The 24,344-nt window shown below is 64.3% G+C and carries 29 protein-coding genes and 1 tRNA gene; 16 read left to right on the top strand and 14 right to left on the bottom strand.

Annotation, left to right across the window (positions count from 1 at the left end):
* Positions 1 to 153: 153 nt before the first annotated feature.
* The gene (locus tag IF809_RS07880; RefSeq protein WP_462837284.1) at positions 154 to 786 is read left to right on the top strand and encodes a LysE family translocator; all 633 of its coding nucleotides are present in this window, start codon (positions 154 to 156) and stop codon (positions 784 to 786) included.
* A gap of 133 nt (positions 787 to 919) precedes the next feature.
* Here the strand turns inward: IF809_RS07880 and IF809_RS07875 are convergent, their stop codons facing one another.
* Positions 920 to 1,672 (bottom strand): sulfite exporter TauE/SafE family protein, encoded by a 753-nt coding sequence (locus IF809_RS07875; RefSeq protein ID WP_128968506.1) that lies wholly within the window; start codon positions 1,670 to 1,672, stop codon positions 920 to 922.
* Positions 1,673 to 1,761: 89 nt separating this feature from the next.
* On the opposite strand from IF809_RS07875, the gene IF809_RS07870 reads away from it, so the two are divergent.
* A complete protein-coding gene (locus IF809_RS07870) occupies positions 1,762 to 2,652 on the top strand; it encodes a LysR substrate-binding domain-containing protein (protein WP_128968505.1) in 891 nt (296 codons plus the stop codon).
* 578 nt (positions 2,653 to 3,230) lie between these two features.
* Here the strand turns inward: IF809_RS07870 and IF809_RS07865 are convergent.
* Positions 3,231 to 3,446 carry a hypothetical protein gene (locus tag IF809_RS07865; protein WP_462837283.1) on the bottom strand — a complete coding sequence of 72 codons (216 nt, stop codon included), beginning with the start codon at positions 3,444 to 3,446 and terminating at the stop codon, positions 3,231 to 3,233.
* 323 nt (positions 3,447 to 3,769) lie between these two features.
* Between IF809_RS07865 and IF809_RS07860 the strand changes: the two genes are divergently transcribed.
* From IF809_RS07860 to IF809_RS07850, 3 genes are all read left to right on the top strand, one after another.
* Positions 3,770 to 4,279 (top strand): DUF2243 domain-containing protein, encoded by a 510-nt coding sequence (locus IF809_RS07860; protein WP_462837282.1) that lies wholly within the window; start codon positions 3,770 to 3,772, stop codon positions 4,277 to 4,279.
* A gap of 192 nt (positions 4,280 to 4,471) precedes the next feature.
* The gene (locus IF809_RS07855; RefSeq protein WP_462837281.1) at positions 4,472 to 4,909 is read left to right on the top strand and encodes an NUDIX hydrolase; all 438 of its coding nucleotides are present in this window, start codon (positions 4,472 to 4,474) and stop codon (positions 4,907 to 4,909) included.
* A 49-nt stretch (positions 4,910 to 4,958) separates the two neighbouring features.
* Positions 4,959 to 5,819: an SIR2 family NAD-dependent protein deacylase gene (locus IF809_RS07850; protein ID WP_462837280.1), complete on the top strand. Its 861-nt coding sequence runs from the start codon at positions 4,959 to 4,961 to the stop codon at positions 5,817 to 5,819.
* A 29-nt stretch (positions 5,820 to 5,848) separates the two neighbouring features.
* On the opposite strand, the gene IF809_RS07845 is transcribed toward IF809_RS07850, so the two are convergent.
* The 6 genes from IF809_RS07845 to IF809_RS07820 form a co-directional block, all read right to left on the bottom strand.
* The gene (locus IF809_RS07845; protein ID WP_462837279.1) at positions 5,849 to 6,826 is read right to left on the bottom strand and encodes a patatin-like phospholipase family protein; all 978 of its coding nucleotides are present in this window, start codon (positions 6,824 to 6,826) and stop codon (positions 5,849 to 5,851) included.
* Positions 6,827 to 6,884: 58 nt separating this feature from the next.
* Complete coding sequence (locus IF809_RS07840; protein WP_128968498.1) at positions 6,885 to 7,121, bottom strand: DUF3551 domain-containing protein; 237 nt, start codon at positions 7,119 to 7,121, stop codon at positions 6,885 to 6,887.
* 162 nt (positions 7,122 to 7,283) lie between these two features.
* Positions 7,284 to 8,261: a Bug family tripartite tricarboxylate transporter substrate binding protein gene (locus tag IF809_RS07835; protein ID WP_462837278.1), complete on the bottom strand. Its 978-nt coding sequence runs from the start codon at positions 8,259 to 8,261 to the stop codon at positions 7,284 to 7,286.
* 22 nt (positions 8,262 to 8,283) lie between these two features.
* Positions 8,284 to 9,066 carry a histidinol-phosphatase gene (gene hisN, locus IF809_RS07830; protein ID WP_128968496.1) on the bottom strand — a complete coding sequence of 261 codons (783 nt, stop codon included), beginning with the start codon at positions 9,064 to 9,066 and terminating at the stop codon, positions 8,284 to 8,286.
* Positions 9,067 to 9,285: 219 nt separating this feature from the next.
* Positions 9,286 to 9,483, bottom strand: a complete 198-nt coding sequence (locus IF809_RS07825; RefSeq protein WP_128968495.1) for a hypothetical protein — start codon at positions 9,481 to 9,483, stop codon at positions 9,286 to 9,288.
* Positions 9,484 to 9,614: 131 nt separating this feature from the next.
* On the bottom strand, positions 9,615 to 10,505 hold the full coding sequence (locus IF809_RS07820) for an N-formylglutamate amidohydrolase (RefSeq protein WP_128968494.1): 891 nt from the start codon (positions 10,503 to 10,505) through the stop codon (positions 9,615 to 9,617).
* Positions 10,506 to 10,859: 354 nt separating this feature from the next.
* Between IF809_RS07820 and cpdR the strand changes: the two genes are divergently transcribed.
* On the top strand, positions 10,860 to 11,219 hold the full coding sequence (gene cpdR, locus IF809_RS07815) for a cell cycle two-component system response regulator CpdR (RefSeq protein ID WP_028179810.1): 360 nt from the start codon (positions 10,860 to 10,862) through the stop codon (positions 11,217 to 11,219).
* Positions 11,220 to 11,294: 75 nt separating this feature from the next.
* A tRNA-Val gene (locus IF809_RS07810) sits at positions 11,295 to 11,369 on the top strand.
* A gap of 92 nt (positions 11,370 to 11,461) precedes the next feature.
* Here the strand turns inward: IF809_RS07810 and IF809_RS07805 are convergent.
* Positions 11,462 to 11,965, bottom strand: a complete 504-nt coding sequence (locus IF809_RS07805; protein ID WP_462837277.1) for a winged helix-turn-helix transcriptional regulator — start codon at positions 11,963 to 11,965, stop codon at positions 11,462 to 11,464.
* 247 nt (positions 11,966 to 12,212) lie between these two features.
* Between IF809_RS07805 and IF809_RS07800 the strand changes: the two genes are divergently transcribed.
* The 3 genes from IF809_RS07800 to IF809_RS07790 all read left to right on the top strand — a co-directional run bounded on the left by IF809_RS07800 (position 12,213) and on the right by IF809_RS07790 (position 13,873).
* Positions 12,213 to 12,950: an SDR family oxidoreductase gene (locus tag IF809_RS07800; RefSeq protein ID WP_462837276.1), complete on the top strand. Its 738-nt coding sequence runs from the start codon at positions 12,213 to 12,215 to the stop codon at positions 12,948 to 12,950.
* Between the two features lie 120 nt (positions 12,951 to 13,070).
* Positions 13,071 to 13,286: a hypervirulence associated TUDOR domain-containing protein gene (locus tag IF809_RS07795; protein ID WP_128968491.1), complete on the top strand. Its 216-nt coding sequence runs from the start codon at positions 13,071 to 13,073 to the stop codon at positions 13,284 to 13,286.
* Positions 13,287 to 13,315: 29 nt separating this feature from the next.
* Positions 13,316 to 13,873 carry a DUF488 domain-containing protein gene (locus tag IF809_RS07790; protein ID WP_128968490.1) on the top strand — a complete coding sequence of 186 codons (558 nt, stop codon included), beginning with the start codon at positions 13,316 to 13,318 and terminating at the stop codon, positions 13,871 to 13,873.
* A gap of 38 nt (positions 13,874 to 13,911) precedes the next feature.
* Here IF809_RS07790 and IF809_RS07785 read toward each other — a convergent pair whose 3' ends face one another.
* Complete coding sequence (locus IF809_RS07785; RefSeq protein WP_462837275.1) at positions 13,912 to 15,195, bottom strand: heme-binding protein; 1,284 nt, start codon at positions 15,193 to 15,195, stop codon at positions 13,912 to 13,914.
* Between the two features lie 272 nt (positions 15,196 to 15,467).
* On the opposite strand from IF809_RS07785, the gene IF809_RS07780 reads away from it, so the two are divergent.
* Entirely contained in the window at positions 15,468 to 15,956 is a 489-nt protein-coding gene (locus tag IF809_RS07780; protein ID WP_462837274.1) for an L-2-amino-thiazoline-4-carboxylic acid hydrolase, read from the top strand.
* Complete coding sequence (locus IF809_RS07775) at positions 15,953 to 16,198, top strand: hypothetical protein (protein WP_462837273.1); 246 nt, start codon at positions 15,953 to 15,955, stop codon at positions 16,196 to 16,198. Before IF809_RS07780 ends, IF809_RS07775 begins: the two co-directional genes overlap by 4 nt.
* 8 nt (positions 16,199 to 16,206) lie before the next feature.
* Here IF809_RS07775 and IF809_RS07770 read toward each other — a convergent pair whose 3' ends face one another.
* Genes IF809_RS07770 through IF809_RS07760 form a run of 3 tightly spaced genes read right to left on the bottom strand, consistent with a single transcriptional unit; the run spans position 16,207 to position 18,809 of the window.
* Positions 16,207 to 16,662: an NUDIX hydrolase gene (locus tag IF809_RS07770; RefSeq protein ID WP_462837272.1), complete on the bottom strand. Its 456-nt coding sequence runs from the start codon at positions 16,660 to 16,662 to the stop codon at positions 16,207 to 16,209.
* Between the two features lie 48 nt (positions 16,663 to 16,710).
* Positions 16,711 to 17,295, bottom strand: coding sequence for a UbiX family flavin prenyltransferase (locus tag IF809_RS07765; protein ID WP_462837271.1), 585 nt, complete (start codon positions 17,293 to 17,295; stop codon positions 16,711 to 16,713).
* Complete coding sequence (locus IF809_RS07760) at positions 17,292 to 18,809, bottom strand: UbiD family decarboxylase (RefSeq protein WP_462837270.1); 1,518 nt, start codon at positions 18,807 to 18,809, stop codon at positions 17,292 to 17,294. Before IF809_RS07760 ends, IF809_RS07765 begins: the two co-directional genes overlap by 4 nt.
* A 183-nt stretch (positions 18,810 to 18,992) precedes the next feature.
* Between IF809_RS07760 and ubiT the strand changes: the two genes are divergently transcribed.
* From ubiT to ubiV, 3 genes are read left to right on the top strand one after another with little or no spacing between them, the layout of a single operon-like run.
* Entirely contained in the window at positions 18,993 to 19,454 is a 462-nt protein-coding gene (ubiT, locus tag IF809_RS07755; protein ID WP_462837269.1) for a ubiquinone anaerobic biosynthesis accessory factor UbiT, read from the top strand.
* A complete protein-coding gene (gene ubiU / locus IF809_RS07750; RefSeq protein WP_462837321.1) occupies positions 19,454 to 20,431 on the top strand; it encodes a ubiquinone anaerobic biosynthesis protein UbiU in 978 nt (325 codons plus the stop codon). Before ubiT ends, ubiU begins: the two co-directional genes overlap by 1 nt.
* A gap of 30 nt (positions 20,432 to 20,461) precedes the next feature.
* Positions 20,462 to 21,352, top strand: a complete 891-nt coding sequence (gene ubiV / locus IF809_RS07745) for a ubiquinone anaerobic biosynthesis protein UbiV (protein WP_462837268.1) — start codon at positions 20,462 to 20,464, stop codon at positions 21,350 to 21,352.
* 6 nt (positions 21,353 to 21,358) lie between these two features.
* Here ubiV and IF809_RS07740 read toward each other — a convergent pair whose 3' ends face one another.
* Entirely contained in the window at positions 21,359 to 22,450 is a 1,092-nt protein-coding gene (locus tag IF809_RS07740) for an enolase C-terminal domain-like protein (protein WP_462837267.1), read from the bottom strand.
* A 191-nt stretch (positions 22,451 to 22,641) separates the two neighbouring features.
* Between IF809_RS07740 and IF809_RS07735 the strand changes: the two genes are divergently transcribed.
* The gene (locus IF809_RS07735) at positions 22,642 to 24,204 is read left to right on the top strand and encodes an adenylate/guanylate cyclase domain-containing protein (protein WP_128968479.1); all 1,563 of its coding nucleotides are present in this window, start codon (positions 22,642 to 22,644) and stop codon (positions 24,202 to 24,204) included.
* Positions 24,205 to 24,344: the final 140 nt, after the last annotated feature.

Genomic DNA, 24,344 nt, shown 5'->3' with positions numbered 1-24,344 from the left:
CGCCTTTATAGAACAGACGGGGCCGAGCGGAAGTATGATCCGTATTGCAAATTTGATGCAAATCCCGGGCATTCCCGGCGGTGGACGGCCGGACGCGAACCCATTAAGGCCGGTCCCTTGAGGCCGCCCGGCGGGGCGGCGGAGGCCTTTCTCATGCTCGGCATTCACGAAATCTGGCTTTTTGTCCTGTCGGGCGTGCTGCTCAACATCACGCCGGGGCCCGATTCGGTCTATGTGATCGGCCGCAGCATGCAGATGGGCTGGCGCGGCGGGGCGGCGGCGGCCTTCGGCATCAGTTGCGGCTGTTTTTTCCACGTCGCAGGCGCGGCGATCGGACTTTCGGCGCTCTTGATGGCCTCGTCCACCGCGTTCTCGATCCTGAAACTGGTCGGCGCGGCCTATCTGGTCCTGACCGGCCTTCAGATGCTGTGGTCGCGGCCGGCACTGCTGGCGGTCAAGGACGAAGCCGAGCGGAGCCCGCTACGGCGGGTCTTTCTCCAGGGCGTCTTCACCAACGCGCTCAATCCCAAGGTCGCGCTGTTCTTTCTGGCCTTCCTGCCTCAATTCGTCGCAGCCGATGCGCCGCACAAGCCGCTCGCTTTCCTCACGCTGGGCCTGATCTTCATCTGTACGGGCACGCTGTGGTGCCTGGTGCTGGCGGCGTTCGCGGCCAAGGCGGCCCACCGGATGCGGCAGTCCGAGGGCGTGATTGCCTGGGTCAACCGGGCGCTCGGCGGCCTCTTCATCTATCTCGGCATCCGCGTCGCCATGCTGGAGGCGCGGTAGCTCATTCGAACGAATGAGGCGGGTCTTTGTGGCGCGCAGGGTGGATTAGCGAAGGGTAATCCACCTCTTTTATCTCCGCGGACATAGACAGAGGTGGGTTACGCCTTCGGCTAACCCACCCTACGATCGTCTCTCAGGCGAATTCCTTCAGCAGCGCACTGCCGGCGAGATAGACGCCCAACAAAATCATCGCGATCAGGAACCAGCGGCGAAACGCTTCCGCCGGCATCCGCGCCCGCACCGACTGGCCGATGTACATGCCGGCAAAGGCCATGGCCATGGCGACGGCCCCCGGCACGGCATTGGCCGGGGTCAGCAGGCCGCCGGCGGTGAGATTGAAGGCGAGCGCCAGCGTTGCGGTGGTGAAGAACACGCCGAGTGCCTGCACCAGCTCGTCCTTCTCCATGCCGATCGCTTGCATGAACGGCATCGAGGGGATCACCTGTACGCCTGTCGAGGCCGAGATCACGCCGGTGATGATTCCGACCACGCCGCCGGCCCATTTCTCGTTCTCGGGCGCGACGTGGAATTTGAATTTGCTGAGGCCGATGATGGCGTAGACCACCAGCAGGACCCCGAGCACCACGGTGCCGTAGCGGGCATAGGGCCCCGTCAGCGCGCCGGCATTGAGCCAGCATCCGATCACGGTGCCGATCATCAGCGGCCACAGCCGCCTCAGGATGTCGCGCAGATACGGGCCGACGAAGGTCTGCCAGATGTTGGTGACGATGGCGGGCACGATCACGATGGCTATCGCGCGGCTCGGCGCCATGCTCACTGCGAGCAGGCCCATGGACACGGTCGGCAGGCCGAGCCCGACCACGCCCTTGACGAATCCGGCGATCAGGAAGACGGCGGCGATGAGGATGAGGAGCGGGTCGATCATGCCGGCACATTGACCGAAGCCGCGCGCCGGCACAATCTGGAGGTTACGGAGACAGCCTTCGTAAGCTACGAAGGCTGAGGAGACCTGCCATGCGTTTCGACCTCGTCGACCTCCAGCTCTTCATCGCGGTCGCCGATCAGCGCAGCATCACGCGCGGCGCCGAGCGCTCGCACCTGGCGTTGGCCTCCGCCAGTGCGCGGATCAGAGGGCTCGAGGACGCGCTCGGCGTCGCGCTGCTCAAGCGCGGGCGCCGCGGCGTCGAATTGACGGCGGCGGGCGAGAGCCTGCTCGACCATGCGCGGCTGGTCATCCACCAGATCGACGCCATGCGCGGCGATCTCGCCGGTTTCGCCAGCGGCGTGCGCGCCAGCGTGCATTTTCTCGTCAACACCTCCGGCCTGTCGGAGCATCTGCCGAAGGCGCTGGCCGGGTTTCTGCGCCAGCATCGCGACATCGCCATCGACATCGAGGAGCGCGAGAGCACCGACATCGCGGCCGCGATCATCGCGGGCGCCGCCGATCTCGGCTTCGCCGCCGAGCACGCGCTGCCCGACCACATCGAACGGTTCGTCTTCAGCGAAGATCATCTGACCTTGGTGACGTCGCGCCGCGGCCCGTTCGCAGGCCGTCGCCAGATCGATTTTCAGGAGACGGGCGCCTGCGAGTTCGTCGGCCTCACCAGCGCCACCGCGCTTCAGATGCACATTTCAAAGCACGCTGCCCGGCTCGGCATGCGCCCGCATTTCCGTGCGCGGCTGCGCGATTTCGACGCGATCTGCCAGCTGGTCTCGGCGGATGTCGGCGTCGCGCTCGTGCCCGAGGCCGCCGCCCGCCGCTGCGCCAAGCTGATGCCGCTCGCCACGGTGCGCCTGCGCGACGCCTGGGCCAATCGCAGGCTCGTGATCTGCGCCCGCAGCTTCAAGACGCTGCCGCGGCCCGCCAAGATGTTGGTGGAGCATTTGAGGGCCGAGGCGGTGTGAGCCGTGCGTGTTGCCGGCCCAACCCCCCGTCGCACTGCGTACCTCCGATCCAAATCGGTCTTTCCGTGTGGCGTTGGCAACCATGCGCGCTGCGGCGATCGGCGCAGGAACGGCAGAAGCCGCATTTCATTGCTCCAGGGTCAGACACTGCCATAGGAGAATTTCGATGCGCATAACGGGTCTTGTGCTCGTCGCTCTGCTGGCCGGCGCTTCCCTCGGGCCAGCAGCGGGGCAGGGTAGTGGAGGAGGTGGAGGAAGCTCCGGCGGTGGTGCAAGCGCAGGTGCAAGCGCAGGCACAGGCGGTGCTGCGGGCGGTGGCAGCCTTTCGGCGGGAACAACGGCTCCTGGCACCAACACGGCCGGAACCGCCCAATCGGGCGGCGGCGCCGGCCCGCGGGGATCGACAACGGTCGGCCGCGCGGGCAATCCGGCGGGCGGCACCAGCAGCGGTCGCATCGACGGGACGGCGACGCCTGGTCCCTCGATGCAGGGCGACGATCAGATTCGCTCGGAAAATTCGCAGAATTCAACGGTCGACCGTAAGATCAAAAGCATCTGCAAGGGTTGCTAGAGCATGATCAGGACGCCGGCTTGTCCGGCGTCCAATCGAGATCCGCATCGTCGTGAGGTTTGGGATCGGGAGCGCAAGGCTTGATCTCCAAATCGTCCTCGAGCATGGGCTGATCCTCGGTGTGCTCGACCAGGCCGGCCTGCTCTGCTTTTTCCAAAGCTTCCTCCTTCGTCGGAAACGTCCGGCTCAGCTTTTCCTCGTCCTTGAACAGGGCGTATGCCATGGCAGCCTCGCTTCAGTCCGGCCCGCTACGCCGTTTCTCTGAGATTGCTTGGGCTGGCGAGATGCCGTTCAGCATGTTCATCTCCAACGTGTGAGCGACAGACGCCTCGCCACGTCCAACGTTCCTATCCATCGATGAAGATGCTGACGCGGCGTCGGCTCCCACGTGGAGCGCTCTCTCCCACTTAACGCATGTTATCGCCGACGTCGGAGGTCCGAAAATTTCAGGCCTCTGCTCTGCTCGTGCTGATCGCCATAGGAACGGCGGCGTGCCAAACGCCTTGTCTCGCGTTCGCAGCGACGTGCCGGAGACGAGTTCAACAGATGCTAGACAGCAGACCAGCTAGCTTCCCCACCACCGCCGGCGTTCTTCTCGGCCTCGGGCTCGGCGCCTTCTTCGACGGCATCGTCTTTCATCAACTGCTGCAATGGCATCATATGTTAAGCGGCTGGTATCCGCTCAATTCCATCGACAACATCAGACTGAATACGACATGGGATGGGCTGTTTCACAGCGCGGCTTACGTTCTTGTGCTCGCGGGTCTCTATCAGCTGTGGCAGTGCGCGCGCGGGAGCGAGCTGCGATGGTCTCGCTGGCAATGTCTCGGCACGGTGTTGCTGGGGTGGGGCATCTTCAATCTGGTCGAAGGCGTGATCGATCACGAGATTCTCGGACTGCATCAGGTGAACGAGACGGTGCCCGGAGGACAGCGAGTTTTCTGGGATATCGGCTTCCTGTTGTGGGGGGCGGCGATGATGGTGATGGGCGCCGCTATGGCACGAGCTGGCGGACGGGAGGACATGCATGCGCAAGGCGGCTTGCAGGCTCGCTAGAAGCGCGCCTCCGGCGCTGGTCCATCTGATCTTCCTGTTGTTGCTGGTGCTCGCAACGACACCCGCTATTCGGATCGTCCTGTTCGGTCTGTCACTGGATGATCTCCTGCAGCTGCGTTGCTTTGCGCCCGTCTGACCGGCGCAAGGAACCATGGATGCGGCGGTTGCTTATCACTTCACTGGAGGCGCTCGATGGGCAAGAAACAATTCGCCGCTTTACCGTTTCGTCTGAATAATTCCGAGCTGCACGTGATGCTGATCACGACGAGGCGGAAGCGGCGGTGGAGTGTTCCAAAGGGATCGCCGATGCGCGATAAGCAGCCGCATCATACGGCGGAGCTGGAAGCGTACGAAGAGGCGGGCCTGATCGGTGTCGTGGCAAAGCGCGCCCTCGGCAGCTTCAAGCATCGTAAGCGAAAAGGTGAGCGCAAGCGGACCATGAACGTCGCGGTCTTTCCCATGAAGGTGCATGGCCAGGAGCGCTGGTGGCCTGAAAAGGGCGAGCGGGAGGCGATCTGGGTCTCGGCGGAAACAGCCGCGCGTCTGGTGCACAAGGCGCAGCTCCGGCGATTGATCAGCCGCTTCGCAGCGCGGACGGGAAGAAGTGCCTCCACCCTGCTGACGGGGTGAGCGACCCCCTCCCATAGGAACGCGCTGCCTGCCCATTCATTCAATTTGGATGAACAAGCCGCTGATAGGACTCATCGCTGAGGAGCAGTCGCCGCATGAGGTGCTGGCTGCCGCGATCAAGCGGCGTCGCGCGGTCCTGTTCGTCGGCGCCGGCATCTCGATGGCGGTGGGATTGCCGTCGTGGCAGTCGCTGATCGAGCATCTCCTAGATGATCTCGGCCTTGAAGGCGACGTCATCGAGGGAATGCATGGTGGATATCAGATGCTGGCAGAGTATTACCGGCTGAAGCGCGGCGGCATCGGCCCGCTCCGCAGCTGGCTCGACCGCAACTGGCGCGTCGATCCGGACAGGATCGCGGCCTCGGAGCTCCATCGGGCGATCGTCGAGCTCGACTTTCCGGTCATCTACACGACGAACTACGACCGCAATCTGGAGACGGCCTTCGACGTTCTTAAGAAGCCCTACGCGAAGATCAGCAACGCAAAGGAGATCGCGAGCGCAGCGACCGGCGTCACTCACATCATCAAGTTTCACGGCGACTTCGATGACGATGCTTCGCTCGTCCTGACCGAGACCGACTTCCTCAATCGCCTTGCGTTCGACTCCCCGCTCGATATCCGGTTTCGTGCCGACGCGCTGGGAAGCACGCTGCTGTTCATCGGATACAGTATGTCGGATCCGAACATACGGCTGCTGCTGCACCGGATCTGGCAGACATGGGACGAGTCCGGGCACCGTCAGGACCGGCCGCGATCCTTTGTATTCGTCGCGCAACGCAATCCGGTGCAGGAAGCCGTGCTGGCGAACTGGGGCATCACCACGATTGCGCCCCCCGATGGCATGGCCGCCGACGACGGTCTCAACCAGTTTCTGCTGGACATCCGCGAACGTCTGGACCGCGGATCATGAACCGGGTTGCTTGGCGCCCCCGGCGAAATTCATCGCCGGCGGACGCTGCAGATTTCGTTTCGGATCGGAGCCATCATCGTCGCATGCCGCATGTCCAGAAGGCCGGCTCGCCATCGCTGGGCCATCGCCGTTGCCGAGAGGTCGAAGGATTTTTCAGGCCCCGCTTCCTCCGGGCCTGGACGGTAGCTCAGGAGATAGGCGAGGTCGTCGCGCCCCAGCTCTTGCAACTCGGCGCGTAGCTTGCGCGCTTCCAAGGCAAGGCGGAGCCGCTGAAAGGTCTGGTTGCCGAACGTCAGATCGCTCTTCCGCTCCGCCGCGGCTTCGAGGCCGTCAGGGACTTTCCCGTCACGGGCAAACAGGTCGATGACATAGAGGCGCAACGGGCCCGGGGTCTCCAGGATGGGATCGAATGGCGCGTTCAGGGAGAATCCGCCATCGCTGAGCCATCTGCCGGCAATCTCTACCGGTGCGAATTCGGGCAGGAAGCCGCAACTGGCCAGAATGTGATCCATCTCGATCTGCACTGAAGTGGAGTCGAACAGGACAGGGTCGCCGCTCTCGAGATCGGTGGCGCAGATGGTGATGCGGGGATCGCCGCTGTTGAGGCGCCCAAAATCGATCAAGCGCATCAGGCGTTCGCGCGTCGGGCCGAGATCGTAGAGGCCGCCGAAGTGAGATGTCGGCATCGGCAGGCGGGGATGAAAGAAACCGGCCTGGCCGAACAGGCGGGTATTGATCGCGTTGAGCCACGCGTACGGATGTCGGCTGACATTCGGCGCTTGCGACGGTCCGTTTGCGGCATGCCAATAGCTGCGCAAATTCTGCAGTCGATCGGCACCGGGGCTTCCGGCGATCAGTGCCGCCGTGATCGCGCCCGCCGATGAACCGGTGACCCAGTCGAGCGGCAGCGAGAGGCTGGCGAACGCTTCGAAGGCTCCGCCGTGGTAGGCGCCAAGCCCGAGGCCGCCGGCGAAGACGATTGCGGTGAGCGGTTGGTCCGGGGCCATGGCGCGGCTCGGCTCGGCGGAGTAGTTCAATCAGGATAAGCCGACCCCTCGCCCTCGCTCACCGATATCCGCGATAGCGGCGTGCAAAGGCGTAGCGCGGATTGATTCCGCAATAGGCTTGCGTGCCCGATGCGCTCGCCATGCATTGCGCGTAACTGGCGAATTGGCAGTTGCCGGGATAGCCCCAGATGCGGCCTTGAAGGCAATAGCGGTCTTGGGCGACGGCGGAAGTCGAGGCGCCGAAGCTTGCCAGGATGGTGAGGGCCGCGGCTGCCGTGAGCAATCTGAGTTTCATGCAAATCTCCAATTTCGAGATTGAACGTCGCGCATGCACCGGCGTTCCAAAGTGCCCGGCACAGCACGCATGCTCGGATTTGAAGCAAGGCCTTACCCTGTGTGAAGCCGCGGTGGGGAGGTTGCTGAAGCTTCGCAGCCTCGCCTTCCTCGGCGTCGACCGCTAGTTCGCCGTCTCGACCCCGGCGTCCTTGATCACCTTCGCCCATTTGGCGGTCTCGTCCGCAATGAATGAGCGAAAATGCTCGGGTCCGTCGCCAACCAGCGTTGCGCCTTGCTGGGCGAGCTTCTCCTTCACCGCGGGATCCGCCATGGCCTTGGTCGCGAGGTCATGCAGCGCGGTGACGATCTCCTTCGGCGTGCCCTTGGGGGCGACCATGCCGTACCAGTTCTCGATGCGCAGATCGGGAAAGCCCGCTTCCTTCGTGGTCGGCACATCGGGTGCGGTGGGGGCGCGCTCCACCGATCCCACCGCGATCGGCCTCAAGGCGCCGGCCTTGACTTGCGGCAGCAGCACCGGGAGATCGAGGAACGTCATCTGCACCTGCTGGCCCAACAGATCGTTCACGGCGGGAGCGGCGCCGCGATAGGGCACGTGCACGATGTCGATCTTGGCCGTCAGCTTGAACAACTCACCCGCCAAGTGCGGCAGGCTGCCGGGCCCTGAAGAGGCGAAGTTGAGCTTTCCGGGTTGCGCCTTGGCGAGCGCAATCAATTCGCCGATGTCCTTGGCCGGCACGTTGGTCGCCACGACGAGCATTTCCGGCACGGTTGCGACCAGCGTCACCGGCGCGAGGTCGGCAAGAGTATCGTAGGCGACCTTCTCCATGCTCGGGCTGATTGCGAGCGCCCCGGCCGAAGAGATGGCGATGGTGTAGCCGTCTGGCGCGCTCTTTGCGACCGCATCGGTTCCGAGCACGCCGCCCTGGCCACCGCGATTGTCGATCAGCACCGGCTGCCCCGCCAGTTCCGACATGCGCTGGCCGATGACGCGGGCGATGATGTCGTTGGGACCGCCGGCCGGGAACGGCACGATCAGCTTGATCGGCTTTGCCGGAAAATTCTGGGCTGATGCCACGCACGGCAGCAGCAGCAACAATCCCAGGAACGATGTAGCGAGCAGCCTGCGTGAGAAGATCATGCAAGCCTCCCGCTCGCCTTCACTATTGGTTCAGCAGCTTCAGTGCTTCTTCATGAACCCTGGCGTCGCCGGCGGCGACGATGCGGCCGCCGCCCTGCGCCGGCTTGCCTTCCCAGGTGGTGACGATGCCGCCGGCACCGGTCACGATCGGGATCAGCGCCGCGATATCATAGGGCTTCAGCTCGGTCTCGACCACGAGATCGACGTGGCCGGCCGCCAGCATGCAATAGGAATAGCAATCGCCGCCATAGCGCGACAATCGTGCGCCCTGCTCGATGCGGCCGAAAACGGCGCGGTCGTGCTCGTTCATCAGCAGCGGCGAGGTGGTGTAGGTCGTCGCCTCCGACAGCGAGGCGCAGCGGCGCACCTGAAGCCGGCGCTCACTGGTCGGGCCTTTGTAGGTGGCCGAGCCGTTGTCGCCGGAAAAGCGTTCGCCGATGAAGGGCTGGTGCATCATGCCGTAGACCGGGGTGCCCTTGTGCAGGAGCGCGATCAGCGTGCCCCAGATCGGAAAGCCGCCGATGAACGACTTTGTGCCGTCGATCGGGTCGAGCACCCAGACGTAGTCGGCGTCCTCGCGCTCATTGCCGAATTCCTCGCCGACGATGCCGTGCTGAGGGAAACTGGCCTTGATCAGCCGCCGCATCACCGCCTCGGCGGCCCGGTCGGCCTCCGTGACCGGATCGAAATCCTTGGTCTTGCTCTTGTCGTCGATGGACAGGGAGGTGCGGAAGAACGGCAGGATGGTTTCGCCGGAGGCGGTCGCAAGCCGTCCAATGAAGGCTGAAAAGTCGATCACCGTCACGGCGCATCCTCAAAACGAAAGTCGGGTGAAGCTCGCATCTAGCTAGCTCAATTCGGCTCTCGCGGGCAGCGCTGTCTTGATTTGCACCCTGGTATTTTGGATGCGGAGACCGATTGCCCCAACCGCACTCCATGCGAGCCATATGCTGGCCAAATATCGATCACGGTGTTGAGAACTTAGTTCCCTATATGCCTTGTTCGTATGCAAATGACTATCAAGCTATTGAATTTCCTTATCAAAGAAGCTGAATCTGGATTTCGCTGGAAGCAATTGAGCCATGTCTTTTTGCATGGGAATCGGCTCAAAAGCCCTTGCACTTTGTGCGGCGCGGCCGCATATTGTTGCGGTGCGGTAGCGCTTGGCGTTACCGCTGCCCTCCTTGGGCGTTTCCTCCCTAGACTTGGGCCGCTTCTTCATCAGAAGCGGCCCTTTTTTCTTGGGGTCTCTGTTTTTTCTTGGGGTCTCTGTTTCGGTTTCGCGCTCATGTCTACGGAAAGCGAAAGCGCGCCCGCGCCGGATGCGGCCCCGACCAGTTGAAAGAAGTTCGTCTATTCCGCCGCGGCCTGGAACGGGCCGAGATCGCCGAACGGGATCGTGGTCGCCAGCACATCGGCAAGGATGCCGAAGTCGCTCGCCACTTGCGCAAAGCGCGGGCCGCGCTCGCGCCGCCGTTCGTCCATGTAGATGGCGCGGTTGAGTTCAAGCTGCACGGCGTGCAGCCCGCTCGCCGGGTTGCCGTAATGCTCGGTGATGAAGCCGCCGGCATAGGGCTTGTTGCGGCCGATCGAATAGCCGAGCCCGGTCATGGTTTCCTCGACCCGGTCGGGCAGCAGCGGTGTGCAGCTCGTGCCGTAACGATCGCCGATCACGATGTCGGGCCGGCGCGGCTCATCCCTGCTGACGCCGACCGACGGCATCGAATGGCAGTCGACCAGCACCACGGTGCCGAACATCTGATGCACCTTGTTGATCAGCCGGCGCAGCGCGCGATGATAGGGCTTGTACAGCGTCTCGATCCGCGCCAGCGCTTCGTCGACCAGGAGGCGGTCGCGATAGATCTCCTGGCCGTCGCCGACCACGCGCGGAATGGTGCCTAATCCCCCCGCGACCCGCATCGAGCGGGTGTTGGCGAAGCTCGGCAGGCGTCCGGTGAACATCCGGGGGTCGAGCTCATACGGTTCGCGGTTGACGTCGACAAAGGAGCGGGGAAAGTTGACCCGCACGGTTGGAAAGCCGCGCGCGCTGAGATGGCCGATCAGCTCGTCCATGAAGGAATCTTCGGAGCGCCGGAGTTGCGGCAGGTCGATCCGCGATGCCGCGAGGAATTCGTCCGGATAGGTCGAGCCGGAATGGGGCGAGTTGAAGATAACAGGCGCGCGCCACTCGGCGGGCTCCACGATCTCGAAGGCTGGCGACACCTCGCCGTCAAACCGGGTCATCTTCTCAGGCTTTGTCCCTTGTTCTCAGGCTTCGTCCCTTCACGCCGCAAGCTCTGATCCGGCAAAGCTCCGGATCGAACTGATTCGGCCGATCGAGCGGCTCTTATGTGTCGTCATTGTCCGGAATCGCAACCATTCTGCCAAGCGAAAAGATGTGATGGGCGCTGGAACATGTCTTAACTGTGCGGGCAGGCAGGCGGGGATCGGCCGCTGCGGCGGAATTGATTCACGGCTCATTCCGGTTCACAACACCCTTCGCAGCACGAGCCTGAGGGTTAAGATTTTCACCCCAAATTTACCCTCTGTCGGGCTTAGTGACCTCTGCATATCCTCTGGGGATTCGACGTTCCTGCCATGGCAAAAATCCTGCTCGCCGAAGACGACAACGACATGCGCCGTTTCCTGGTCAAGGCGCTGGAAAACGCCGGTTTTCAGGTCTCGTCCCATGACAACGGCATGGCCGCCTATCAGCGCCTCCGGGAAGAGCCGTTCGAGATGCTGCTGACCGACATCGTGATGCCGGAGATGGACGGCATCGAGCTCGCCCGCCGGGCCTCGGAACTCGATCCCGACATCAAGATCATGTTCATCACCGGCTTCGCCGCGGTCGCCCTGAATTCGGATTCGGACGCCCCCAAGAACGCCAAGGTGCTGTCGAAGCCCGTTCACCTGCGCGAATTGGTGAGCGAAGTGAACAAGATGCTGGCGGCCTAAATCGGCCTTGTTCCGTCCTTGCGCACGCTCCCTTGAGCCGTTATAGGGACCCCACCCGACGCAAGTGGACTTTTAGGGCACGTAGCTCAGCGGGAGAGCACTACCTTGACATGGTAGGGGTCACAGGTTCGATCCCTGTCGTGCCCACCACCTTCTTCAACGACTTGGGTGCCTCGCGCCTGCGGCCCGAGGGTGGTTTCCACGAGACTTCCAGGCGAGCTGAAGCTGCGCCAACCCAATCCTCAAGCGGCGCGAGAGCGTGCCTTCGTCTTTGAGGCCGCGTCCGCCGGAGTGCTGCGGGCGCCCGGGCCCGGATGCGTGTGAACCTCCTTGGCCGACAGCGGCTCGCCGCACTCCGAACACACCATCACCGGATCGAAGTCATTGCCGCATTTGCGATGCTGATGCAGCAGCGGCCTGCCGCGCTCGTCGACCATGTGGATATCGCCCCAATGCACGATCGCCATCATGATCGGATACAGATCCAGCCCCTTTTGGGTCAGGATGTATTCGTGGCGCCTGGGCGAGTCCTGGTAGGGAATGCGCCGCAAGATTCCCTGCCGCACCAGCTTCTTCAGCCGTTCGGCCAGCAGGTGGCGGGTGATTCCGAGTGCCGACTGGAAGCCCTCGAACCTGCGGGTACGCAGGAAGCACTCACGCAAGATCAGAAGCGTCCAGCGATCGCCGATCACGGCGATGGTTCGGGCCATCGAACAAGGCTCTTCCTCGAGTTCTTTCCACTTCATTCACGCACTCCAGCGCCCCGCATGCGCGCCTCGATTCGACCGCGCAGCCAGCGCGGCCCTTGGGTTCATTCTAGATAGGTACTGACTTCCAAACAATGGGTGCCGAAGCTCCCATAATCATGCAATTCGGCCACAAATTGACAGTTCTATTTTAGAACTGTAGGCTTGGTACCAACGCTGGCGCCGCAACGCTGGTATCCGCAATGCAGCTTTAAGAGATCGAACCGACCTCAACCGGGAGAGACCCGTGCAAAAGAGAAACGCAACCGTCGCAGTGATCGGAGCCGGCGACTATATCGGCGCCGAGATCGCCAGGAAGTTTGCCGCGGAGGGCTTCACGGTGTTCGCCGGCCGGCGCAATGGCGACAAGCTGGCGCCGCTCGTCGAGGAGATCGAGGCGGCAGGAGGTGAGATCCACGCCCGCTCGCTCGATGCGCGCAAGGAGGACGAGGTCATCTCTTTCCTCGATGAGGCCGACAGGCACGCGCCGCTCGAAATCTGCATCTTCAACGTCGGCGCCAACGTCAACTTTCCGATCCTCGATACGACCGAGCGCGTTTTCCGCAAGGTCTGGGAGATGGCCTGTTATTCCGGCTTTCTGGCCGGGCGCGAAGCGGCGCGGCTGATGCTGCCGCGCGGCAAGGGCAACATCTTCTTCACCGGTGCGACCGCGTCCTTGCGCGGCGGGAGCGGTTATGCCGCCTTCGCCAGTGCCAAGTTCGGCCTTCGCGCTGTCGCCCAGGCTATGGCGCGCGAGCTGGGCCCGAAGAACATTCACGTGGCGCATCTCATCATCGATTCCGGCGTCGACACCGAATGGGTGCGCCAGCGGCGCCTCGAAGCTCTCGGTCCGAACGCGCTCGACAATCCCGACCTGCTGATGCCGCCGTCCTCCGTCGCGGAATCCTATTGGCAGCTCTACCAGCAGCCGCGCAGCGCCTGGACCTTCGAGCTGGAGATCCGCCCCTTCGGCGAGAAGTGGTAGCGGTGATGGAGCTCAATCTTTCCAGCGAGGACGCTGCATTCGCGGCGGGGTGCGAGGCGTAGAAACCCGTCCGGCTCCGGTCCCCTGGAACACACCCTGGCGCTCCGGCATTGTTCCTCCATGCCGAAATCCTTCAAACGCGGCGATCACGTCAGCTGGAATTCCGAGGCCGGGCGCGTGCGCGGCCATATCCTGCGCGTCCACACCAAAGACGTCGACTACAAGGGCTACACGCACCACGCCTCGCCGGACGATCCTCAATACGAGATCAAGAGCGACAAGACCGATCACGTCGCCCTGCACAAGGGCAGGGCGTTGCGGCGGCTCAAGAGCTGAGCGGCGCAAGCGAGCTGACGAGGCGCCCCATGGCTCATCCCTTTTTCACGATCGGCCACGCGACACGCTCGATCGACGAATTCGTCGAGCTGTTGCGAGGCAGCTCGGTCACCTTCGTGGCCGATGTTCGCACCGTGCCCCGCTCGCGCACCAACCCGCAGTATAATCGCGAGACCTTGCCGCGATCGCTTGCGTCCGTTGCGATCGGCTATGAGCACCTCGCTTCGCTCGGCGGGCTGCGCAGCCGCAAGCGCGAGGTGCCGCGCGAGACCAACGCCTTCTGGCAGAACGACAGCTTCCACAATTACGCCGACCACGCCATGGGCGCGGCGTTTCACGACGGCCTCGCGCATTTGCGCGACCTCGGGCAGGCGCAACGCTGCGCCATCATGTGTGCGGAGACCTTATGGTGGCGATGTCACCGGCGGATCATCACCGATTATCTGCTCGCGGCCGGTGAGACCGTGTTTCACATTCTCGGGCCGGGACAGGTGAACGAGGCCAAAATCAACCCGGCCGCGCACATCCTGCCCGACGGCCGGCTTGATTACCCCGCGCAGGCGCCATCAACCGCGAGCGGCGCCTGACCGGATGCGGGCCGCGCCTTGCGCTCACTTATCCACGCTCACGTCAGCGGCAGCAGATGCTCCGGGATCGGCACCGGCGCGGCAGGCACCAGCGAGGCGACGGAAACGTGCGGCCAGCTCAGGCCGTTGAAATCCAGCATCACCTTTTGCGAGTATTGGATCTGCGTCGTCGCCACCCGCACGCGGCCGCCGGCAAAGGCCTTGTTCGGCACGAACGGAAGTGTGACGACGAAGCTCGGCACCAGCGGCACCGTGCCCTTTTGCAAGGGCTGGAGGATGATCGGCGGCTCGCCCGACGCGATGCGCGGCACGTCGATGTCGTAGATCACGGTCTCGATCCAGAACACCGCGTCCATCTGGAAGGCGTTGGCGTTGGCACCGTTGCCGCCCGGTGGCGGCACCGGCACGCCCTGGAGGAATGCGATGTTCGCGGTGCCGCCGGCGAAGTTTGGCGCCTGCGGATGCGGTCCCGCCGAAGCGACGGCCGGCAAGGGGCCGCCCGATAGCGGCGAGCCGGGTCTGGTCGAGGTCTCGATGACGATGGTCTGGCTGATGGTTTGATGCGCGATCTGGTTGCGCAGCACGGTGTTCGGATCGGTGATCATGGCCTGGGTGAGCTTGCCGGCGGCGATCAGCGTGGTGAGATCCTGCGGCAGCCTGCGTGTCGTCTGGTCGGCCGCGGTCTGGTTCTGGAACGTGATCTTGTTGGCGGGATTGCCGCCGAGGAACGGCGTGATTTCGATTGCTGCGATGGTCGGCTTGCCGGCGACGGCCGGGAGCGCGGTGCCTTGCGCGGTGATCGTCGTGCCGTGCGGGATCGAGGCCATGCGCGCAACGGTGAACGGCTCGTGCGGATTGGTGGTGGGCGGCACCGCGAGCCAGATGCCGGGCTCGAAATGAATGCCGACCGGTGTTCCCGTGGTCACGTCGTTGATGGTCTGGAGATACGGCACGCCGTTCAGGAAAGCATCGGCCTGCGGCCCCGAGCCGCGATTGGGAATCGAGCCGAGACTGTTCGAGAACGACATCGTCTCGTCCGTGAGGTTCAACTCCAGCACATTGTCGGGCGGGTCGGTGGTGTTGATCGGCCCCGGCATCCGGGTCGGTGTCGTCGCGCTGTCCGGCCGGAAGATCGTGTTGAACCCCTGCCCCGTGAATGTGCCGGTAAAGGCCGACAGCGGCCCGAGCGTGGGCGGCAGAGTGACAGGTCCGGCGGCGTGCGCGGCGGCGTGCGCGGCTGCCCTGAACACGCTGTCGACCTGGTGAATGGCAAAATTCGCATGCTTGTTGAAAGCGCTGGTGAGCGGCTTGGGTTCGTCCATGGGGCGTTCCTCTCGATGGCTGCAGGCGCGAGGCTGCCGTCGCTCCGCCGAACTCGGCGGGACGTCGGAATTTTTCGAAATTGATCGATCTCCAGGGGCATGTCCGTCGCAGGGATGGTTCGCCTCACCCTGCGCGGGGACTCCAACTCAGTGTTCGAGAATGAGATAATCGAGAAATAGGGGCGTGCGCCCCGTTCGCCTTGGTTACATCTTGATCATGATACAACCTGAGCGAAGCTTCGAGTGTGTTCCATTTCACAGGCGGGCCGCCCATGAGCATATCTGTCATCGAACAGGCAAAGATCCAGGCGCAGGTCCTGGTGCCGCTGGTCAAAGCGCTGCACGCCGAACTCGGCGAGGCGCGTGCAAACGCGCTGGTGCGCAGGACGCTCGGCGATCTCTATCGCCGCTTCGGTGAGGAATTCTGGCACGCCAAGAGCGAGACCAATCTCGCCGCGGCGGTGTCGTCGGCATTCAAGACTTATGCCCGCGATGATGCACTCGCCTATCACGTGATCGAACAGAACCAGGACGTTTTCGCGTTCGACGTGAAGCGCTGCGCCTATGCCGAGTTCTACAAGGCGCTAGGCGAACCGGAGCTTGGCTTTCTCCTGATCTGCACCGCCGATTTCGCCACCGCGCAAGGGTTCGGCCCGGATATCAGCCTCACGCGCACGCAGACCATCATGCAAGGCGCCGATCATTGCGACTTCCGCTACCGGCGCCTTCCGGATGGATCAAACGAAAGAGAGCGTGAATGACGCGAACGACTTGTGTTGCCCTGACAGTCTTGGTGCTGATGGCATCAGGCGCGGAGGCCGCCATCATCGACTGGCAGGCCGAGCTTCAGCGCTGCCGCGCGCTGCGCGAGACCGTGGCGCCGCTGCTTCAGGCCGGCGAGGGGATATCCGCGGTGGGGCGCTCCAATCGATCCGTCCGTCGCTGCATCTGGATCCAGCGCATGGCCGTGCGCAAGAAAGTCCCGGGCGCGGAGCGGTGGTAGCAGGGCTGTCAATTGCGCCTGAGCAACAAGTCCTTCAACCCGGTCGGATAGAGGCGCGGGCCGCCTTCGATGTCGAGATCGGCGAGATCGAACCAGCGGGCGACGATCTCCTTTCCGTTGTCCTCGCGGAAGTCGATGCGGTCCTGGCCGCTGAAGGCGTGTCGTGGAAACGCGATTTCGGCGATGAACATCACTTCGTGTCCGGTCGCCCCCTCGTGGACGAAGATGTTCTCCATCATCAGCGGCGCGCCGATAATGGTGACATCAATGCCCAGCTCTTCATTGAACTCGCGTGCGAGCGCGGCCTGCCAGCTCTCGCCGAACTCGATTTCGCCGCCGAGGGGGCGAACGCCCTTGATCCGCCCCGCATCGTCGCGCACCTCGGCCGCGAGCAGACGCCCGGCGCGCCAGTGCAGGCCGATCGCGACGACCCGGATATGGGAATGAGGGCGCCATGTGGTCATGGCGCATGGTTAGACGTCTTTGGGCCCCGTCGCAATCGCCGCCTCGGCTCAGGTCTCGCCGTGCCATTGCAAGGCCGGTGCGGAGACATCAGGCAGGCCCAGGAGATTGATGGCACGGCAGGCGATCTGGTCGATGACCTCGTTCAGCGATTGCGGCTTCAAATAGAACGCAGGCAGCGGCGGAGCGATGATCGCGCCGATCTCGGTCGCCTGCACCATCGTGCGTAAGTGCCCGAGATGCAGTGGGCTCTCGCGCACCAAAAGCACCAGGCGCCGGCGCTCCTTGAGCTGTACGTCGGCGGCGCGCACCAAGAGATTGTCGAGCTGCCCCCAGGCGATCGCCGACAGCGTGCGGATCGAGCACGGCGCGACGATCATGCCGCCGATCGGAAACGAGCCGCTGGCGATGCAGGCGCCGATGTCCGATGGCGCGTGATCGCGAAAGGCGAGGCCGCGCAGCCGCGGCAGCGCATCGGCCCCGATCTCCTCGGTAAACGTTCGCTCGCCGGCCGGCGAGATCACCAGATGCACCACGCAAGCCGGATGCTCCGCGAGCCGCTCGACGATACGCATGCCGATCGCAGCGCCTGAGGCGCCGCTGATGCCGACGATCACGCCGTGCCGCGCGCTCATGCCGGTTTCCGGAGTCCGCTCAGTCCAAGCACAGGCCACATCGCATCGACCCTGGCGATCACGGCCGGATCCATCGCCAGCGGCGCGCCCCAGGCCCGCTCCGTCTCGGGCGGCATCTTCGTGGTGGCATCGATCCCGAGCTTGCCGCCGAGCCCGGATTTCGGCGAGGCGAAGTCGAGATAGTCGATCGGCGTGTCAGTGAGCGTGACGAGATCGCGCGAGCTGTCACTCCGCGTCGCGACGGCCCACATCACCTCGCGCCAGTCGCGGACGTCGATGTCGTCGTCGACCACGATCAGGAACTTTGTATAGTTGAACTGCGGCAGCATGGACCACAGGCCCAGCATCAGGCGCCGTGCCTGGCCGGGATAGCGCTTCTTGATGGATGCGATGGCGACCCGGTAGGAGCATGTCTCCGGCGGCAGCCAGCAATCGGTCACCTCGGGGAATTGCTGCTTGATCAGTGGCACGAACAATTCATTCAGGGCTTCGCCGATCCGCGACGGCTCGTCGGGCGCCCGGCCCGTGAAGGTTGATAGATAGATCGGCTGCTGCCGCGAGGTGATCGCGGTGACCTTGAGCACCGGAAACTCCTCGACCGAATTGTAGTAGCCGGTGTGGTCGCCGTAGGGCCCCTCCGCAGCGGTTTCGGTGGCCGACACAAAACCTTCAACGACGATCTCGGCCGTCGCGGGGACTTCGAGCGGCACGGTGAGACATGGCGTCAGCTCTGGCCGCTCGCCGCGGAGGATGCCGGCGAAGCGCAGCTCGGAGATGGTCTCGGGCAGCGGCAGCACGGCGGCGAGGATGGTCGCGGGGTCGGCGCCGATCACGATCGCAACCGGCATGTCGCGTCCACGCGCCTTCCATTGCTGATGATGCCGCGCGCCGCCGCGATGCGCGAGCCAGCGGATGATGGCGCGGTCGCGGCCGAGGATCTGCATGCGATAGACGCCGACATTCTCCTCCTGGTCCGATGCCGCCGTGTCAGGAGGGGTGGTGATCACCAGCGGCCAAGTGATCAGCGGCGCGGGCTCGCCCGGCCAGCAGATCTGCGCCGGCAGTCTTGCAAGATCGATGTCCTCGCCCATCACGGCGCGATCCTGCACCGGCGCGGCGGCACGCGATCGTGGCCGGGTCGCGAGCGCGGCGCGCGCCAGCGGCAGCTTGTGCCAGGCGTCGCGAATGCCGTGCGGGGGACGCGGCGCACGCAGCTCGGCCATCATCGTACCGAGTTCGCCGAGCCTGTCGGGCGTGATGCCCATGCCCCATGCGGTCCGCTCCACCGTGCCGAACAGATTGGTCAGCAGCGGCATGCCGGATGGTAGGCCGTCGGCCTTGACCGGCCGCTCGAACAATAGTGCAGGGCCGTTCTCGCCGATGACACGGCGGTGAATCTCCGTGATCTCGTGAACCACGGAGACGGGCTCGCGAATGCGTCGCAACTGGCCCTTGCCTTCAAGGAAACGCACGAAGTCGGACAGATCGCGAAGGCGCGGAACATCACGTTGCAAGCGGAAACTCTCCCGAAAGGACGAAAGCTAGCCGGCGTGATTTTGCTCTTCATTGTTCCCGGTCAAATACATCGGCGCGCAATCGGCTCAGATGATCCCATGAGTCATTCGTCCAGTCATTCGTCCGTCGCGTCCCGCCCCTTGCCGACCATCCCGCCGCTTCTCGCCCTCGCGATCCGTCCTTTGCCGCTGTTGCCGCTGCAACTTGCTCTCAGCGGCTTCCTGCAGAGGATTCTCAGGCGCCACCCCGGCCTGCTCGACAGGCTCGGCGAACATCGGCGCGCGCGGTTCGGGATCAAGCCGGTGGACCTGCCGTTTGCGTTCGTCGTCGAGGCCGCCCCACCGCGGCTTCTGGTGGTGCGCGAGCTGCCGCAAAGTCTCGACGCTCGCATCTCCGCCTCGCTTGCGAATCTGCTTGCCCTGGTCGAGGGCCGGGTGGATGGCGATGCGCTGATGTTCTCGCGTCAGCTCGGAATCGAAGGCGACATGGAGGCGGTGCTCGCCCTGCGCAATGCGATCGACGATGCCGGGCTCGATCTCGCCGGAGAATTGGCCTCCCTGTTCGGTCCGCTGGGTGAGCCGGCGCGGCGCTCGTTCGAGCTCGCGCGGGACAGGCTGACCGGCTCGCCCGGGGTGCAAAGGTGATGGAGCTGATCTGTCCCGCCGGCACGCCGGCTGCACTGCGGAGCGCGATCGAGGCCGGCGCGGATGCCGTCTATTGCGGCTTCAACGACGAGACCAATGCGCGCAATTTTCCCGGGCTGAACTTCAGCCGCGACGAGCTGCGCAAGGGCATCGCGTTCGCCCACGACCGCGGCGCGCGCATCCTCGTCGCCATCAATACGTTTCCGCGCGCCTCGGCTACCGCGCTCTGGCGACGTGCCGTCGATGATGCCGTCGAAGCCGGGGCGGACGCGCTGATCGTCGCCGACATCGGGCTGATGGACTATGTCGCACGACGTCATCCGAACCAGCGGCTCCATGTCTCGGTGCAGGCGGCGGCCGCCAACCCCGATGCCATCGCCTTCTATGTCGAAACCTTCGGTGCGCGCCGCGTCGTGCTGCCGCGCGTGCTCAGTGTCGCGGAGATCGCCGAGATCACCCGCGAGACTGCTTGCGAGACCGAGGTCTTCGTTTTCGGCGGCCTCTGTGTGATGGCGGAAGGGCGCTGCTCGCTGTCGTCCTATGCCACCGGAAAATCGCCGAACATGCAGGGCGTCTGCTCGCCGGCGAGCCACGTCGCCTATGAGGAAACCGCGAAGGGGACGACATCGAGGCTCGGCGGCTTCACCATCAACCGCTTCGCCCGGCGAGAAGCGGCCGGCTATCCGACCCTGTGCAAGGGCCGCTTCTCCACCGCCCTCGGCGATGGCTACATCTTCGAGGATCCGGTCAGTCTCGACGCGACGACGCTGCTTCGCGGTCTGCAAAGCGCCGGCGTCGCCGCGCTGAAGATCGAGGGGCGCCAGCGCGGACGCGCCTATATCGAGAACGTGGTCCGCCATTTCCGCCGCGCGCTCGATACGCTGGAGGATGGCAGCGAAGCCGATATCGTCAGCCTGAAGCCATTCACCGAAGGCCAGGCCTCCACGCTCGGCGCCTATCGCAAGACATGGCGGTGACCGATGCCGGGTTCGAATGGGAGAAACCCGATGCAGCTTAGTCTCGGGCCGGTCCTCTACAATTGGGCGCCGGAACGCTGGCGCGACTTCTATTTCCGGATCGCCGACGAGGCGCCGATCGACGTCGTGTCGGTGGGCGAGGTCGTGTGCTCGAAACGGGCGCCGTTCTTCGCGGAGCACCTTCCCGATGTGATCGAGCGTCTGCAGCAGGCCGGCAAGCAGGTCCTGCTGGGTTCGCTGATCCTGGTGTCGCTGCGGCGCGAGCGGCGCCAGACCGAGGAGCTCTGTGCAACTGACGGCGCATTGGTCGAGGTGAACGACCTGACCTGTCTTCGGTCGATCAAGGGGCGGCCGCATGCGATCGGCCCTTACGTCAACATCTACAACGAGACCAGCGCCGCCTTTCACGTCCACCAGGGCGCGAGGCGCATCTGTCTGCCGCCCGAGCTGCCGCTCTCGTCGGCGGCGGTGATCGCCACGGCGATCCCCGAGGCTTTGATCGAGGTGTTCGCTTTCGGTCGGGTGCCGCTGGCGATCGCGGGGCGCTGCTATCACGCGCGGCTGCACAAGCTCTCCAAGGACAATTGCCGCTTCGTCTGCGAAAAGGACCCGGACGGGCTCGCGCTGAAGACGCTCGACCAGCAGGATTTCCTGACGATCAACGGCGTCCAGACCCTGTCGCATGCCTGCACCAATCTCATCGGCGACATCGAAGGCTTGCGCGAGGCAGGCATCGGCTCGCTGCGCCTGTCGCCGCAGGATTGCGACATGGTCGCAGTCGCCAGGACCTTTCGCGACGTGCTCGACGGGCAGCGATCAGCCGAAGATGCCCGCGGCCGCCTGGCCGAGCTCTATCCCGGAGTCGCCTTTACCAATGGCTTCCTCCGCGGTCAGGCCGGCTTTTCCTTCGCGCCAGCCTAGCCGCACCTAGCTCACGAGATATTTCTTCACCGCCGCCTCGTCCCAAGCGAGGCCGTTGCCGGGCTCCTCGCCCGGCAGCGCAAAGCCGTCCTTGATCTTCAGCCGGCTCGCCAGCACCGCGTCGGCCCAGTCGACATATTCCAGCCAATGCGCCGATGGCGTCACGCAGAGCAGCTGCGCACTCACTTCCGAGAACAGATGCGTCGACATCTCGATGCCGGCGGCGTGGGCGAGCGCAGCGGCCCGCAGCCACCCCGTGACGCCGCCGATGCGCTGCACGTCGGGCATCACGTAGTCGCAGGCCTCGGCTGACAGCGCGGCCTGCATCGAAAACGCGCTGTCAAAATTCTCGCCGATCTGGACCGGCGTCCGCAGCGCATCCGCGATCCGGGCGCAGCCGGCATAGTCGTCGTGGCGGATCGGTTCCTCGATCCAGCTCAGGCCTTCATCGTCGAGCATCTCGCCGCGGTGGATCGCCTCGGTCACCGTCAGTGCCTGGTTGTAGTCGCACATCAGCGTCACCTCGTCGCCGACGGCCTTGCGCACCGCCCGGACCACCGCGAGGTCCTCCCTTGCGTCGGGCCGCCCGAGGCGGATCTTGGCGGCGTGAAAACCTTCGGCCAGCAGCTTGTGCGCCTCATCGACAGCCGCGCCCGCCGGCATGATGCCGAGCCCCTTTGAATTGTAGGCCTTGACCGGCTTCGGCGCGCCGCCGAGCAGGCGCGCCAGCGGCAAACCCCGACTGCGGGCCAGCGCGTCCCAGGCCGCCATGTCGATGCCCGATTGCGCCATGCGCTGAAGGCCGGCAAGCCCGAGCAGCGTGAAGTGCCGGGTCAGCTTGCGCTCGACCTCGAACGGCAGCAGTTCGTCGCCGGCGACCAGGTCCGACATCTCCGTGACCATGGCGCTAAGCGGCCTCAGGGCCGACGGCGTGATCGAGAACAGATAGGCGTGGCCGACCGCGCCCTGGTCGGTCTCGCAGTCGATCAGCACCAGCGGCGCCTTGGCGACCGCCCCGGTCGAGGTCAGAAGCGGCAGGTTCAGCGGCACGATCACGGGGCGGGCGTTGAAGCGCCGGATGCGGATGGTCTCGGTCATGGCTCTCGGTCCGGATTATCAATGCTGGTTGATGGCGATCTTGAACATTGGTCATCAAACCAAAAGCGGCTTGCCGCGACCACCATAAAAGGGGGTTGCGCGGGCGCGCGTTTATTGGCTCTGTGCCGGGCGCATACCGTGCCGCAGAATTCCCCGGATTTACGACAAAACGCACAGAACGGAGTCGTCAAGTGAAACAAGAGATCGCCGAGGAGCAGCGCAAGCGCGGCATCCTGACCGGCGCGGTGATCGCCTTCCTCCTGCTCGCGTTGCCGCTCGCCGTCTGGCTTGACTTGACCGAGCTGAGCAAGACGGCGCTGCGCCGGCAGGCCATCGATCTCAATTCCGTCATCACCAGCGTGCGAAGCTATTATGCCTCCAACGTGGTCGGGCGCATCCTTGCCAACCCCGGCGGCACGACCAAGGTCGTGCACAATTACGAAGCCGTTCCCGGCGCGGTCCCGATTCCCGCGACGCTGTCGCTGGAGCTCGGCCGGGTGATCGGCGCCCAGCAGGAGAACATCACCTACCGCTTCGTCTCGGACTTCCCGTTCCAGAACCGCGCTCCGCACCAGCTCGACAAGTTCGAGAAGGAGGCGCTGGCAGCGCTGCGCGCCGATCCCGAGCAGAAGATCGTGGACACCGAGACTTCGCTGTTCTCCGACAAGGTCCGCCTGGTCGCCCCTGTGACGATGGGGCCGGCCTGCGTCAGCTGCCACAACAGCCACCCCGAAAGCCCGAAGAAGGACTGGAAGGTCGGGGATATCAGAGGCATCCAGGAGGTCATCATCGCCCAGCCGATCGCCGCCAACATCTTCTCCTTCAAGTTCCTGCTGGCCTATTTCCTGATCGCCGCCGGCTGCGGCCTGTCGTTCCTCTCGCTGCAGCGCCGCCAGGCCAGCCGCATCAAGGGCATGAACAAGGAGCTCGAATCCGCCAACGACTTCCTGGCCTCGCTCTCGATGAAGATCTCGCGCTACATCCCGCCGCAGGTCTACAAGAGCATCTTCTCCGGCCAGAAGGACGTCACCATCCACACCGAGCGCAAGAAGCTCACGATCTTCTTCTCCGATATCCAGAACTTCACCGCGACCACCGAGCGGCTGCAGCCGGAGTTGCTGACCCAGCTGCTCAACGAATATTTCACCGAGATGTCGGCGATTGCGCATGAGCACGGCGGCACCGTCGACAAGTTCATCGGCGATGCCATGCTGATCTTCTTCGGCGACCCCGAGACCAAGGGCGACCGGGCGGACGCAGAGGCCTGCCTGCGGATGGCCTGGCGCATGCAGCAGCGTCTCACCGAGCTCAATGCGAAATGGCGGGCCTCCGGCATCGAGCAGCCGTTCCGCTCGCGCATGGGCATCAATTCAGGCTATTGCAACGTAGGCAATTTCGGCAGCAGCGACCGCATGGATTACACCATCATCGGCGCGGAAGCGAACCTCGCCGCACGGCTGCAATCGATCGCCGAGCCCGGCGGGATCGTGCTGAGCTACGAGACCTTTGCCCTCGTCAGCGACATCGTCCGCGCGCACGCGCTGCCCGCGATCACCATGAAGGGCATCAGCCGCGAGATCATTCCCTATTCGGTCGATGCGCTGAGCGACGCTGCGTCGGAGCAGAGCGGCGTCATCACCGAGCGCGCGCCGGGGCTCGAGCTCTATCTCGATCCGGCCGTGGTGAAATCGGGTGATGCGGCGCGGGTCCGCTCGCTGCTGGAGAGCGCGCTGGCTTCGCTGAAGCCGGCGTGAGGGGTGCGGCGTTCGGTTGAGAGTCCCTTTGTGGTACCCCTCTCCCTAACCCTCCCCCACAAGGGGGGAGGGAATGCACCTTTCGTGTGGTGACTGACTTTGATTTGATCGCGGGCAAGAGATGAGCCCAAATCAGAGCC

The sequence above is a fragment of the Bradyrhizobium sp. UFLA06-24 genome, from assembly GCF_054967145.1.
The sequence above is the reverse complement of the archived record's forward strand: the minus strand, read 5'-3'. Positions and strand labels throughout refer to the sequence as shown.